Genomic DNA, 14,082 nt, shown 5'->3' on the forward strand with positions numbered 1-14,082 from the left:
CCGTGACCGTCCGATCCACCGCGTCCGCGGCCGTCCAGGTGTCGAATGTCGTCAAGCGTTTCGGTGGCGTCGCGGCGGTCGACGGCCTCGACATGACCGTCGAGCACGCGCAGGTTCTCGCGTTGCTCGGCCCGAACGGCGCCGGCAAGACCACGACGGTCGAGATGTGCGAGGGCTTCGCGTCGCCCGACGAGGGCACCGTGCGCGTCCTCGGGCTCGATCCGGTCGCCGACTCCGCACGACTGCGCCCGCGCATCGGCGTCATGCTGCAGGGCGGCGGCGCCTACCCGGGCGCGAAGGCCGGCGAGATGCTCTCGCTCGTCGCGTCCTACAGCGACGACCCGCTCGATCCCGACTGGCTGCTGCACCGGCTCGGCCTCGACGAGGCGCGCCGCACGCCCTACCGGCGGCTCTCAGGCGGCCAGCAGCAGCGGCTCGCCCTCGCGTGCGCGCTCGTCGGCCGTCCCGAACTCGTCTTCCTCGACGAGCCGACCGCCGGTCTCGACGCGCAGGCCCGGCTGCTGGTGTGGGAGCTCATCGACGCACTGCGGCGCGACGGCGTGTCGGTCCTGCTCACGACTCATCTGATGAACGAGGCCGAGGAACTCGCGGATCAGCTCGTCATCATCGATCACGGCCGCGTCGTGGCGTCCGGCTCGCCGAGCGAGGTCACGAGCCGGGGCGCCGAGGGAACGCTGCGCCTCACCACCCGCGCGGGCCTCGATGTCGCGGCCCTCACGGAGCGGCTTCCCGCAGGCTTCACCGCCGCCGAGGCGACCCACGGAACGTACGTCGTCGCCGGCCCGGTGGAACCCGAACTCGTCGCCCTCGTCACGCGATGGTGTGCCGACCACGACGTTCTCGTCGACGAGCTGCGCGTGGATCAGCGCAGCCTCGAAGACGTCTTCCTCGACCTCACCGGTCGCGAGCTGCGCGGATGACGAGCATCGGCGCGCCGCGCGCATTCGGCGACATCAGCACATTCGGCACGACGAACGAGGCGACCCTGTCGTGAACACGCGAGACCTTGGCACCGACAACCGGTTCCCACCAGGAACCTTCACCCCGCGGCCGGTCCCCGCGCGGCCCGCCGCGATGCTGCGGGCGCAGATCGCGATGGAACTCAAACTGCTGCTGCGGCACGGCGAGCAACTGCTGCTCACGATGTTCATCCCGATCACGCTGCTCGTCGGGATCACCCTCATCCCGATCGGCGACCTCGGCGACACCCGCGTCGCCACGGTGCTCCCCGCGGTGATGATGGTCGCGGTGATGTCGACCGCGTTCACGGGACAGGCGATCGCCGTCGGCTTCGACCGCCGCTACGGCGCGCTCAAGCGTATCGGCGCGACCGCGCTCCCCCGCTGGGGAATCATCGGCGGCAAGAGCGGCGCGGTGCTCGTCGTCGTCGCACTCCAGTCGCTGCTGCTCGGGGCGATCGGTGTCGCGCTGGGCTGGCGTCCGGACGCCGCCGGCCTCGCGCTCGGCGCCGTCGTCATCGCCGTCGGCACCGTGACGTTCGCCGCGATGGGCCTGCTGCTCGGCGGCACGCTGCGCGCCGAGATCGTCCTCGCGCTCGCGAACATCGTGTGGTTCGTGCTGCTCGGCGTCGGCAGCCTCGTGATGCTCCGCGGCGACGTACCGCAGCTGTGGATCGACGCCGCGCGGGTGCTGCCGTCGGGCGCGATGGCCCATGCGCTCGACGCCGCGCTCGCGGGCTCGCTCGACTGGATCTCGCTCGTGGTGCTGGCGCTGTGGGCCGCGGTGAGCGCAGCCGCGGCGGTCCGGTTCTTCCGGTTCACGTGAGCACGAGGCGGTTGCACCGGCGAGTTCGGCCCGACTAATCTGGCGCGTCGTCGCCCGCACGACTGCCGTCGGGGCCCGACCACCGCCGACGGGCACGCGAGAGCCCCGTCCACCCGAGCGAAGCAGGAGTGAACAGCCGTGACGAGTGCCGTCCGCCGCAGCGCCCGCGCGTCCCGGTCACCCTGGAACCGGAAGAATCCGTTCGCGGCACGCGTCGTGACGTCGACCCGGCTCACCGGCCCCGGATCGTCCAAGGACGTCCGCCACCACGTCCTCGATCTCGCCGACAGCGGCATCGAGTACGAACCCGGTGACGGCCTCGGGATCCATCCGGTCAACGACCCCGCCCTCGTCGACGCCGTCCTGACGCGGCTCGGCGCGAGCCCCGAGGCCGTGGTCGCCGGATACGAGCTGCCGCTCGCCGACGTGCTGCGCACGCGCCGTGAACTGACGCTGCCGAGCCGCGACCTGCTCGAGTACGTCGCGACGCACGGCGGTCCGCCGGAGCTGCTCGACATCGCCGCCGACCGCACCACGCGCGAGCTGTGGCGACGCGGCAAGGACGCCGCCGACGTCCTCGACCTGCTCCCGTCGCCGCCGAGCGTCGAGGAGTTCGTCGCGCTCGCGGGCCCGCTCGCGCACCGCACGTACTCCATCTCCTCGGCGCCGAGTGTCCATCCCGGTGTCGTGCACCTGACGGTCTCGACGGTGCGCGGCGCGGCGACCGACCGCCCCCGCTCCGGTGCGTGCTCGACGCACCTCGCCGACCGGCTCGGCGAGAGCGGCGAGGCCGCGATCTTCCTCGTCCGCAACAAGTCGTTCCGGCTTCCCGCCGACGACGCCGCGCCCGTGATCATGATCGGTCCCGGCACGGGCGTCGCACCGTTCCGCGCCTTCCTGCAGGAACGTGACGCGCGCGGCGCGACGGGCGGCGCCTGGCTGTTCTACGGCGACCGTACGCGCGAGCACGACTTCCTCTACCGCGACGAGTTCGCCGACTTCCGTGATCGCGGCGTCCTCACCGAACTCGATCTGGCGTTCTCACGCGACGGCGATCCCACCGCCAAGCAGTACGTGCAGCACCGCATGCGCGAGCGCGGCGACGAACTCGTCGCGTGGCTCGACCGCGGCGCCCACCTGTACGTGTGCGGCGACACCACGATGGCCACCGACGTCGACGACACCCTCGTCTCGCTCGTCGCCGAACACCGCGGTGCGACGCCCGGCGCCGCGAGCGACTACGTCGCCGACCTCCGTACCACCAAGCGTTACGTGCGCGACGTCTACTGACCGCACACACCGAGCACCGGGAACGAACAGGAGCACACCCATGGCAGTGGTCATCCTCTACGGCAGCGAAGCCGGAACGGCCGAGCAGGTCGCCGAGCACCTCGTCGACGTGCTGAGCGAGTTCGGCGACGGAGACGTCGCGCTGTACGACATGACCGACTACGACCCCGGCGATCTCGATCCCGAGGATTTCCACGTCGTCGTGTGCTCGACGTACGGCGACGGCGAACTGCCGACGGGTGCCGAACCCTTCCACGAGGCTCTCGAGGACGACGAGCCGGATCTGACGGGTGTCCGCTTCGCCCTCTTCGGGATGGGCGACAGCGTCTACGACACGTTCAATCGTGGTGGCGAGATCATGGCCGCGAAACTCGTCTCGCTCGGTGCCGAGCAGGTCGGCGAACACGCACGCCACGACGCGTCGGGTTCGGTGAAGCCCACCGCACAGGCCGAGGAATGGGCGCGCAAGATCGGCGCCGAGTTCCTCTCCTGAGCGCGACCCCGTCGCGGGCGGCCTCGACGACACCGGCCCCAACGACAGCGTGTAGTTGACCTCGACTACCATCGAACCCGTGCTGTACCGCGGGTTTCTGAGCCTCGTCGACCGTCTTCCCCTTCCCTCGTTGAGGGCACAGCGGATCACCGCGTTGATCGTCATCCTCACGCAGGGTGGCATCGCGATCACGGGGTCCGTCGTCCGCGTCACTGCGTCGGGCCTCGGCTGCCCCACGTGGCCGCAGTGCTTCCCCGGCAGTTTCACGCCGGTGGGGCACGGTGAGGTCGCCGTCCTTCACCAGGTCGTCGAGTTCGGCAACCGGTTGCTCACCTTCGTCGTCGTGCTCGCCGCGGCCGCGATCGTGCTCGCCGTCACCCGCGCCCGACGGCGTCGCGAGATCCTGGTCTACGCATGGCTGATGCCCGCAGGCACCGTCCTGCAGGCGATCATCGGCGGGATCACGGTGCTGGCAGGGCTGGTGTGGTGGACGGTCGCGATCCACATGCTCGCGTCGATGCTCATGGTCTGGCTCGCGACGGTGCTCTACGCGAAGGTCGGCGAGCCCGACGACGACGCGGAGACCGTGCAGACGATCCCGCAGCCACTGCGCATCCTCACGGCACTGAGCGGGCTCGCGCTGGCCGGGACGCTCGTCGCGGGAACGATGGTCACCGGTGCGGGTCCGCACGCGGGCGACAAGAGCATCGAGAACCCGGTCCCGCGACTGGAGATCGAAATCGTCTCCCTCGTGCACCTGCACGCCGAACTCCTCATCGCGTATCTAGCGCTCCTGGTCGGCCTGTCGTTCGGCCTCGCCGCGGTCGGCATGAGTGCGGCGATCAAGAAGCGGCTCGCGGTCGTCATCGCGCTCGTCGTCGCCCAGTCGCTCATCGGACTCGTGCAGTACTTCACGGGCGTCCCCGAGGTCCTCGTGATCCTCCACGTCGCCGGCGCCGGTGCCTGCACGGCCGCGACCGCAGCGCTGTGGGCCGCCGGTCGCACGCGGGAGAAGGTGCCGTCAGAGCAGTCGGTGCCGACTGCCTGACCCGCACCACCCCACGAACGGAAGACCCCCGCACCGACGATCGGTGCGGGGGTCTTCTGCTGCGGTGGGAGAGCCGGGGTGGAACCACCCGGCGGGGGCAGGGGCTCGTCAGCGCTCGCCGCGCGGCTTGGGGAAACGGGTCTGGTGAGCGACCCAGGCCGCCATCTTGGCCCAATGCCCGGGGGCGGGCTCGGCGATCGAGGTGAGCTCGCGCGTCCAGCCGTCCGACGTCGTGACGTGATCGGCCGCGTTGACCGCCGCCTCCGCCGTCGCGACGTCCTGCACCAGCTGATCGCCGATGACGCCGTCCTCGCCGACGAGGGTGATGCGGACCTTGCCGCGGCTGACGGGCTGCAGGACGGCGCTGGCCGACCCGCCGTGCCGTGACGCGAACGCGTCGAGGACCTTCACGATGTGCTCCGGTGCTGTCGCGGTGCCGGCCGTCTCGGTGCTCATGCTCCGAGAATACGTGCGGCGCACCGGAGTCGTGCAGCGACCCCGCACAGCACCCGCGTGTTAGAACAGTCGCATGCGGGCGATACAGGTGACCGAGACGGGCGGCCCCGAAGCGCTGGTGAGCACCGAGACCGCGGAGCCGGTGCCCGGCGACGACGAGCTGCTCGTCGCGCCGGCCGCGATCGGCGTCAACTACATCGACACCTATCACCGCTCGGGCGCGTATCCCCGGGCCCTCCCCTTCGTCCCGGGCGAGGAGGGCGCGGGTGTCGTGATCGCCGCCGGGTCGCGGGTGCGCGACATCGAGGTGGGTGACCGCGTGGCATGGGCGTCGGCGTCGGGCAGCTACGCCGAGCGCGTCGTGGTTCCCGCCGCGGCCGCCGTCGCGGTTCCGGACGGCGTCGCCGACGACGTCGCGGCGTCCGCCCTGCTGCAGGGGATGACGGCGCACTACCTGTCGCACTCGACGCATCCCGTCGCGCCGGGCGAGACCGTGCTCGTGCATGCCGGCGCCGGTGGTGTCGGGTTGCTGCTGACGCAGTTCGCCGTCGCACGGGGCGCACGGGTGGTGACGACGGTGAGCACCGATGCGAAGGCCGGGCTCTCCCGCGAGGCGGGCGCCGAGCTGGTGCTGCGTTACGACGACGACGTCGCCGGCGCCGTCCGCGAGCTCACGGACGGCGAGGGCGCCGCGGCCGTCTACGACGGCGTGGGCGCGGCGACGTTCGACACGAGCCTGGAGTGCGTCCGGATCCGGGGAACGCTCGCCCTGTTCGGTGCGGCGTCGGGCCCCGTGCCGCCGGTCGATCCGCAACGGCTCAACGCGGCCGGCTCGGTCTTCCTCACCCGGCCGACGCTCGTGCACCACATCCGGGACCGCGCCGAACTCGAGTGGCGTGCGGGTGACGTGTTCGCCGCGCTCGCGGACGGGCGGCTCCGGCTGCGCGTCGGTGCGCGCTACCGGCTCGCCGACGCCGCGGACGCGCACCGCGACCTCGAGGGCCGCCGCACGACGGGGTCGATCGTCCTCGTCCCCTGAGGCGAACGAGACCCTGAGGCGAACGAGACCCTGAGGCGAACGAGACGAGGGGGGAACGAGGCGAACCGACAGGCCGGAGCTAGAAGAGCATCTCCGCGATCGTCGTGAGCCCCAGCACCGAGTCGACGGCGAGACCCACGAAGACGATCGCGAGGTAGTTGTTCGACTGCAGGAACAGGCGCAGCGGCTTGACCGGCGCGCCGCCACGGACGCTGCGGTAGAGCTGGGTCGCCATGACGATGAACCACAGTCCGGCGAGGACGGCGACGACGGCGTAGAGCGCACCCGCGGCGGGGATCAGCGCGAAGGTGGTCAGGACCGTCGCCCACGTGTAGATCATGATGTGCAGCGTGACGCGCTCTTCGCTCGCGACCACGGGGAACATCGGGACGCCCGCGGCGCGGTAGTCCTCCTTGTAGCGCATCGCGAGGGCCCACGTGTGCGGCGGCGTCCAGAAGAAGACGACGAGGAACATCAGGACGGGCTCCCACGAGAGCGATCCCGTCACGGCCGCCCAGCCGACGAGCACCGGCATGCAGCCGGCGGCGCCGCCCCACACGACGTTCTGCCACGTGCGGCGCTTGAGGACCATCGTGTACACGAGCACGTAGAACGCGATCGTGATGACGACCAGCACGCCTGCGAGCAGGTTCGCGCGCCACCAGAGCCACACGAACGACGCCACGCCCAGCGCCAGCCCGAAGACGAGGGCGTTCCTGGTCGGGACGGCGGAACGAGCGAGCGGGCGGCGCTCGGTGCGCTTCATGACCTTGTCGATGTCGGCGTCGACGACGCAGTTCAGCGAGTTCGCCGACGCCGCGCCCATCCAGCCGCCGAACAGCGTGCTGAGGATCAGCACGATGTCGACGCCGCCGCGATCGGCGAGCAGCATCGCGGGGATCGTCGCGACGAGCAGCAGCTCGATGACTCGTGGCTTGGTGAGCGCCAGGTACGCGAGCACCGTGGCGCCGATCCGGCCCCACACCGTGTCCGGGCGCGCACCCACCGGCGCGGCCGCCGGGCTGCCGAATCCGTGTCCGGTCGGGCCCTGCCCTGTCCGCACGTTCTCTCCTCGCACCGTTTGCACACACCTCGACGTCGTACGCGTGTTTCCCCGCGGCTTCGACGCACTGGGCGACCCGCGAGAATCGGGAGGTTCTGCCCGGGCTGTCGCGGACCTCCACCTCTACTACGAACGATGGTAGACGCCAGGGCACCACCGGCCCGAATCGCCCCGACGCTCGCGATTCGTGCAGCCCACTTTCCCGGCGTGGCGTAGGGCTACGCTAGGAAAGCATGCGGGCCACTCGAAACCCGAGGCGCTCGTGGGCCGAACGTCCACCGATCACGTACCCACCGTTCACGTACCCATCGTTCAAGTACCTACGTCAGGAGACCCCCGCTCGTGTCGACAACAGACGAGATTCGCGACCTCACGACAGCGGTCCACCCCGAGGACTGGACCGAACTCGACACCAAGGCCGTCGACACCGTCCGCGTGCTGGCTGCGGACGCGGTGCAGAAGGTCGGCAACGGACACCCGGGCACCGCGATGAGCCTCGCGCCGCTCGCGTACACGCTCTTCCAGCGTGTGATGCGGCACGATCCCGCGGACGCCGACTGGATCGGCCGCGACCGGTTCGTCCTGTCGTGCGGGCATTCGAGCCTGACCCTCTACATCCAGCTCTATCTCGCCGGTTACGGGCTCGAACTGTCCGATCTCGAGCAGCTCCGCACGTGGGACTCGAAGACACCGGGACACCCCGAGCACGGCCACACCCGTGGCGTCGAGATCACGACGGGCCCGCTCGGCCAGGGACTCGCGTCGGCGGTCGGGATGGCGATGTCCGCGCGGCGCCAGCGCGGCCTGTTCGACCCGGAGGCTCCGGCCGGCGAGAGCCCGTTCGATCATCACGTCTACGTCGTCGCCTCGGACGGTGACCTGCAGGAGGGCGTGACGTCGGAGGCGTCGTCGCTCGCCGGCACCCAGCAACTCGGCAACCTGACGGTGATCTACGACGACAACAAGATCTCGATCGAGGACGACACCACGATCGCGTTCACCGAGGACACCGCGGCACGCTACGAGGCGTACGGCTGGCACGTGCAGGTCGTCGAGGGCGGCGAGGACGTCGTCGCGATCGAGAACGCGCTGAAGGCCGCGCGCGAGGTCACCGACAAGCCGTCGCTGATCCTGCTGCGCACCATCATCGGGTTCCCGGCTCCCGACAAGATGAACACGGGTGCCGCGCACGGTGCCGCGCTCGGCGCGGACGAGGTCGCGAAGGTCAAGGAGGTCCTCGGCTTCGACCCCGAGCAGAACTTCCAGGTCGACGAGAAGGTGATCGCGCACACCCGCGAGGCACTCGTGCGCGGTGCCACCGCGCACCGCGAGTGGCAGGGCTCGTTCGACGCCTGGGCCGAGCGCAATCCCGAGAACGCCGCCCTGCTCGAGCGGCTGAGCACGTACGGGCTGCCCGACGGCTGGACCGACGCGCTTCCCGCCTTCGACACCGACCCGTCGGGGATGGCGACGCGCAAGGCGTCGGCGTCGTTCCTGCAGGCCGTCGGCGACGTGCTCCCCGAGCTCTGGGGCGGTTCGGCCGACCTCGCCGAGAGCAACAACACCACGATCAAGGGCTCGGATTCGTTCGGTCCCGAGTCGATCTCGACGACGATGTGGTCGGCGCGCCCCTACGGCCGCACGCTGCACTTCGGCGTCCGCGAGCACGCGATGGGCTCGATCCTCAACGGCATCGCGCTCGCCGGCCCGACGCGTCCGTACGGCGGCACGTTCCTCGTGTTCTCCGACTACATGCGTCCCGCCGTCCGGCTCGCTGCGCTCATGAAGCTCGGCGTCACCTACGTGTGGACGCACGACTCGATCGGGCTCGGCGAGGACGGTCCGACGCACCAGCCGATCGAGCATCTCGCGGCGCTCCGTGCGATCCCGGGACTGTCGGTCGTGCGTCCCGCCGACGCGAACGAGACCGTCCACGCGTGGCGCACGACGCTCGAGCGCGGCTCGATCGATCAGACCCGCGGACCGGTGGGCCTCGCGCTCACCCGCCAGAACGTGCCGGTGCTCGAGGGCACGAGCTACGACGGCGTCAAGCGCGGCGGATACGTGCTCACCGACGCGTCGAACGGCGTGCCCGAGGTCATCCTCGTCGCGACGGGCTCGGAGGTGCAGCTCGCCGTCGCCGCGCGCGAGACGCTCGAGGCCGACGGCGTCCCGACGCGTGTCGTCTCGATGCCGTGCCTCGAATGGTTCGAAGAGCAGGACGAGGCCTACCGGGACGGCGTGCTCCCGCCCACCGTCAAGGCACGTGTCGTCGTCGAGGCCGGTATCGCGATGCCGTGGTACCGCTACGTCGGCAGCGAGGGCGAGATCGTGTCGATCGAGCACTTCGGTGCCTCCGCCGACTTCGAGACCCTGTTCCGCGAGTTCGGTTTCACCCCCGAGACCGTCACTGCCGCAGCGCAGCGTTCGCTCGCACGAGTGAAGGGATGAGCATGGCCGCACAGAACCCCAACCTGAAGGCACTGTCCGACGCGGGTGTGTCGGTGTGGCTCGACGACCTCTCACGCGATCGGATCGAGTCCGGCAATCTCGCCGACCTGATCGCGACGAAGAGCGTCGTGGGCGTCACGACCAACCCGACGATCTTCCAGGGCGCCCTGAGCAAGGGCCACGCGTACGACGATCAGATCCGCGAGCTGGCAGCGCGCGGTGCCGACGTCGACGCGGCGATCCGGACCGTCACGACCGACGACGTCCGCCGCGCGTGCGACGTCCTCGCACCGCAGTACGAGGCGTCGGGTGGTGTCGACGGCCGGGTCTCCATCGAGGTCGATCCGCGGCTCGCGCACGACTCGGACAAGACCGTCGCGCAGGCGGTCGAGCTGTGGAAGATCGTCGACCGCCCGAATCTCCTGATCAAGATTCCCGCGACGCTCGCCGGCGTCCCGGCGATCACACGCGTCCTCGCCGAGGGCATCAGCGTCAACGTGACGCTGATCTTCTCGGTCGAGCGCTACGAGATGGTGATGGCCGCCTACCTGGACGGCCTGTCGGCGGCGAAGGAGGCGGGGCACGACCTCGCGACGATCCACTCCGTCGCGTCGTTCTTCGTCTCCCGCGTCGACACCGAGATCGACAAGCGGCTCGAGGCCATCGGCACCGACGAGGCGCTCGCCCTGCGCGGCAAGGCGGCGCTCGCGAACGCCCGGCTCGCGTACGCGGCGTACGAGCAGGTCTTCGAGATCCAGCCGTGGTTCCAGGTGCTCGCCGAGCAGGGCGCACGGACGCAGCGTCCGCTGTGGGCGTCGACCGGGGTCAAGAACCCCGACTACTCCGACACGCTCTACGTGACCGAGCTCGTGGCGCCGCACACCGTCAACACCATGCCCGAGGCCACGCTCGACGCCGTCGCCGATCACGCGGATGTCCACGGCGACACCGTGTCGGGGACGGCCGCCGCGTCGCAGCAGGTGTTCGACGACCTCGCCGCGGCGGGGATCGATCTCGACGACGTCTTCACCGTGCTCGAGACCGAAGGTGTCGACAAGTTCGAGAAGTCGTGGGAGCAGCTGCTCGACGCGACGGCCGAGCAGTTGCGCGAACACGGTCAGAAGAGCTGACGGCGGTGAGCGGAGCGCACCGGCACCCCGCATCCCCGTCCGACGGCCCTCGCACCGCGCGTCCGGTCAATCCGCTGCGTGATGCCCGCGACAAGCGGCTGCCGCGGGTCGCGGGGCCCGGTGCGCTCGTGATCTTCGGCGTCACAGGCGATCTCGCGCGCCGCAAGCTCATGCCGGCGATCTACGACCTCGCGAACCGTGGGCTGCTTCCGCCTGGGTTCGCGCTGGTCGGGTTCGCCCGGCGCGAGTGGGAGGACGACGACTTCGCGAAGATCGTCCACGACGCCGTGCGCGCACACGCCCGCACGCCGTTCCGTGAGGACGTGTGGGAACGCCTCGCCGACGGACTCCGGTTCGTGCAGGGCAACTTCGACGACCCGGACGCGTACCGGCGGCTCGCGGACACACTGGGCACCCTCGATCGCGAACGGGGCACGGGCGGCAATCACGGTTTCTATCTCGCGATCCCGCCGACACTGTTTCCCGTCGTGCTCGAACAGCTCTCCCGTACGGGGCTCGCCGACGCGACGGACGATCGGTGGAGCCGCGTCGTGATCGAGAAGCCCTTCGGGCACGATCTCGGCAGCGCGCGCGAACTCAACGCGCTCGTGAACTCGGTGTTCCCGGAGGACGCCGTGTTCCGGATCGATCACTACCTGGGCAAGGAGACGGTCCAGAACATCCTGGCGCTGCGCTTCGCGAACCAGCTGTTCGATCCGCTGTGGAACGCGCACTACGTCGACCACGTCCAGATCACGATGGCCGAGGACATCGGTCTCGGGGGCCGTGCCGGGTACTACGACGGCATCGGCGCGGCGCGCGACGTCATCCAGAACCACCTGCTGCAGCTGCTCGCCTTCACCGCGATGGAGGAGCCGATCAGCTTCGAGCCGACCGAGCTGCAGGCCGAGAAGATCAAGGTACTGCGGTCGACACGGCCCGTCGAACCGTTCGACACGACGACGGCGCGCGGGCAGTACGCGGCGGGCTGGCAGGGCGGGCTCCCCGTCGTCGGGCTGCTCGAGGAGGAGGGCTTCGCGGCCGACTCGACGACCGAGACGTTCGCCGCGATCACCGTGGAGGTGGACACGCGCCGATGGGCGGGCGTCCCCTTCTACCTGCGGACGGGCAAGCGGCTCGGGCGGCGGGTGACCGAGATCGCGATCGTCTTCAAGCGTGCACCGCATCTGCCGTTCGATCAGACGATGACCGAGGAACTCGGGCAGAACGCGCTCGTCATCCGGATCCAGCCGGACGAGGGCGTCACGCTGCGCTTCGGCTCGAAGGTCCCCGGGTCGGGCATGGAGGTCCGCGACGTGACGATGGACTTCAGCTACGGTCAGGCGTTCACCACGACGTCGCCCGAGGCGTACGAACGCCTCATCCTCGACATGCTGCTGGGCGAGCCGTCGCTGTTCCCCGGCAACGAGGAGGTCGAACTGTCGTGGTCGATCCTCGATCCGGTCCTCGAGCACTGGGCACGGGCGGGACGTCCGCAGCCGTACGAAGCGGGCACGTGGGGCCCGTCGTCGGCGGACGAGATGCTGGCCCGTGCGGGACGCGAGTGGAGGAGGCCGTGAGCTCATGATCGTCGACATGCCGGAGACGACGACCGTCGACGTCTCCAAGAAGCTCGTCGAGCTCCGCAAGATCGGTGGCGCGGTCACGCTCGGCCGCGTCCTGACGCTCGTGGTGTCGTTCCGCGAGAGCGAGGAGTCCGAGCAGTTCATCGACGCCGCGAACGAGGCGAGCCGCGAGCATCCGTGCCGCGTCATCGTCGTCGTCCGCGGTGACCGGGACGCGCCGCGCCGGCTCGACGGCCAGATCCGGGTCGGTGGCGACGCGGGAGCATCCGAGGTGGTCGTGCTGCGGCTCTCGGGCGAGCTCGCCGATCATGCGTCGAGCGTCGTCGTGCCGTTCCTGCTGCCCGACACACCGGTCGTCGCGTGGTGGCCGGAGGAGGCACCGCCGAGTCCCGCGACCGACCCGATCGGCCGGCTCGCGGTGCGCCGCATCACCGACGCGACGGGCGCCCCCGATCCGGGTGCGGTGATCCGTGCGCGACTCGCGACGTACACGCCCGGCGACACCGATCTCGCGTGGAGCCGGGTCACCGGCTGGCGCGCGTTGCTCGTCTCCGCGCTCGATCAGCCGCCGTACGCCACCGTCGTCGGTGCGACGGTCTCCGGACTCGCCACCGAACCCGCGGTCGACATGCTCGCGGGCTGGCTCGCGAGCAGGCTGGGCGACGTCCCGGTCCGCCGCGAGGAGGGTCCGCTCTACGCCCAGCTGAACTTCGAGGGCGGCGGATCGCTCACGATCAGCCGGCCGCAGACCGGAACCACGGCCACAGTGTCGCGGACCGGCGCACCCGATGCGCTCGTCGCGCTCGGGCGGCGGCCGACGCACGACTGCCTCGCCGAGGAACTGCGGCGCCTCGACGCGGACGAGATCTACGCCGGAGCGCTCGCGGGCCTCGCGAAGGTGACGTCCTGACCCGCTGACCGCACGACCTTCACCGACACGACCTTCACCACCGACACGACCGAAGGAGACAGGCCGTGACCGTTCGTATCGAAGTGTTCGACGACCTCGACGCCGTCGCGCAGGCCGCGGGCAAACGCCTCGTCGAGAAGATCGCCGCGGTGCAGGCCGAGCGCGGTGTGTGCTCGATCGTCCTCACCGGCGGCAGTGCCGGTATCGCCGTACTCGACCACGTGCGCCGATCGCAGTCGGACGTCGACTGGCGTCACGTCGACATCTACTGGGGCGACGAGCGATTCGTGCCCGAGGACGACGGCGACCGCAACGAACTGCAGGCTCGTCGTGCATTGCTCGAGCACATCGACGTCGATCCCGATCGGGTGCACCCGATGCCTGCGGCGGGCGGCGAGTTCGGCGACGACGCCGAGGCCGCGGCACGGGCCTACGGGGAACTGCTCGCGCGCCGGGGCGATCCGGCGCCGGAGTTCGACGTGCATCTGCTGGGCATGGGCCCCGACGGTCACATCGAGTCGCTGTTTCCCGGCCACGCCGCGCTCGACGAGCAGACCGCGGCGGTCGTCGCCGTGCACGACTCCCCGAAGCCGCCGCCGGTCCGCATCACGCTGACGTATCCGGCGCTGCGCAACGTCGACGAGGTCTGGTTCCTCGTGACGGGCTCCGACAAGGCCGCTCCGGCCGCCGCGGCGATCGGTGGCGACGCCGACGTCCACGAGGTGCCCGCGGCCGGTGCCCGCGGACGGTCCGCGACGGTGTGGTTCCTCGACACCGCGGCGGCGTCCGAGCTGCCCGAGAGCTGAGCCG

At 70.5% G+C, this 14,082-nt stretch carries 13 protein-coding genes; 11 read left to right on the plus strand and 2 right to left on the minus strand.

What is annotated here, in order from left to right; genetic code table 11:
- The first annotated feature begins 2 nt into the window (after positions 1–2).
- The 5 genes from RR1_RS03265 to RR1_RS03285 all read left to right on the plus strand — a co-directional run bounded on the left by RR1_RS03265 (position 3) and on the right by RR1_RS03285 (position 4,637).
- Entirely contained in the window at positions 3–941 is a 939-nt protein-coding gene (locus RR1_RS03265) for an ABC transporter ATP-binding protein (RefSeq protein ID WP_010839642.1), read from the plus strand.
- 70 nt (positions 942–1,011) lie between these two features.
- Entirely contained in the window at positions 1,012–1,806 is a 795-nt protein-coding gene (locus RR1_RS03270) for an ABC transporter permease (protein WP_040774743.1), read from the plus strand.
- 138 nt (positions 1,807–1,944) lie between these two features.
- Positions 1,945–3,096, plus strand: a complete 1,152-nt coding sequence (locus RR1_RS03275; protein WP_010839640.1) for a diflavin oxidoreductase — start codon at positions 1,945–1,947, stop codon at positions 3,094–3,096.
- A gap of 40 nt (positions 3,097–3,136) precedes the next feature.
- A complete protein-coding gene (locus tag RR1_RS03280; RefSeq protein WP_010839639.1) occupies positions 3,137–3,589 on the plus strand; it encodes a flavodoxin domain-containing protein in 453 nt (150 codons plus the stop codon).
- A 79-nt stretch (positions 3,590–3,668) separates the two neighbouring features.
- The gene (locus tag RR1_RS03285; RefSeq protein WP_010839638.1) at positions 3,669–4,637 is read left to right on the plus strand and encodes a COX15/CtaA family protein; all 969 of its coding nucleotides are present in this window, start codon (positions 3,669–3,671) and stop codon (positions 4,635–4,637) included.
- A gap of 108 nt (positions 4,638–4,745) precedes the next feature.
- On the opposite strand, the gene RR1_RS03290 is transcribed toward RR1_RS03285, so the two are convergent.
- Positions 4,746–5,093, minus strand: a complete 348-nt coding sequence (locus RR1_RS03290) for a hypothetical protein (protein WP_072713596.1) — start codon at positions 5,091–5,093, stop codon at positions 4,746–4,748.
- A gap of 73 nt (positions 5,094–5,166) precedes the next feature.
- Here RR1_RS03290 and RR1_RS03295 point away from each other — a divergent pair, with 73 nt between their 5' ends.
- The gene (locus tag RR1_RS03295; RefSeq protein WP_010838924.1) at positions 5,167–6,132 is read left to right on the plus strand and encodes a quinone oxidoreductase family protein; all 966 of its coding nucleotides are present in this window, start codon (positions 5,167–5,169) and stop codon (positions 6,130–6,132) included.
- A gap of 79 nt (positions 6,133–6,211) precedes the next feature.
- On the opposite strand, the gene RR1_RS03300 is transcribed toward RR1_RS03295, so the two are convergent.
- A complete protein-coding gene (locus RR1_RS03300) occupies positions 6,212–7,138 on the minus strand; it encodes a heme o synthase (protein WP_371836776.1) in 927 nt (308 codons plus the stop codon).
- Positions 7,139–7,537: 399 nt separating this feature from the next.
- On the opposite strand from RR1_RS03300, the gene tkt reads away from it, so the two are divergent.
- From tkt to pgl, 5 genes are all read left to right on the plus strand, one after another.
- Positions 7,538–9,646 carry a transketolase gene (gene tkt, locus RR1_RS03305; RefSeq protein ID WP_010838921.1) on the plus strand — a complete coding sequence of 703 codons (2,109 nt, stop codon included), beginning with the start codon at positions 7,538–7,540 and terminating at the stop codon, positions 9,644–9,646.
- Positions 9,647–9,648: 2 nt separating this feature from the next.
- A complete protein-coding gene (gene tal / locus RR1_RS03310; RefSeq protein ID WP_010838920.1) occupies positions 9,649–10,776 on the plus strand; it encodes a transaldolase in 1,128 nt (375 codons plus the stop codon).
- Between the two features lie 5 nt (positions 10,777–10,781).
- A complete protein-coding gene (zwf, locus tag RR1_RS03315; protein WP_010838919.1) occupies positions 10,782–12,356 on the plus strand; it encodes a glucose-6-phosphate dehydrogenase in 1,575 nt (524 codons plus the stop codon).
- Positions 12,357–12,360: 4 nt separating this feature from the next.
- On the plus strand, positions 12,361–13,272 hold the full coding sequence (gene opcA / locus RR1_RS03320) for a glucose-6-phosphate dehydrogenase assembly protein OpcA (RefSeq protein WP_010838918.1): 912 nt from the start codon (positions 12,361–12,363) through the stop codon (positions 13,270–13,272).
- A gap of 65 nt (positions 13,273–13,337) precedes the next feature.
- Positions 13,338–14,078, plus strand: coding sequence for a 6-phosphogluconolactonase (gene pgl / locus RR1_RS03325; RefSeq protein ID WP_010838917.1), 741 nt, complete (start codon positions 13,338–13,340; stop codon positions 14,076–14,078).
- Positions 14,079–14,082: the final 4 nt, after the last annotated feature.

Origin of the sequence: Rhodococcus rhodnii NBRC 100604 (assembly GCF_001894925.1) — a bacterium.
GTDB lineage: Bacteria > Actinomycetota > Actinomycetes > Mycobacteriales > Mycobacteriaceae > Rhodococcus_F > Rhodococcus_F rhodnii.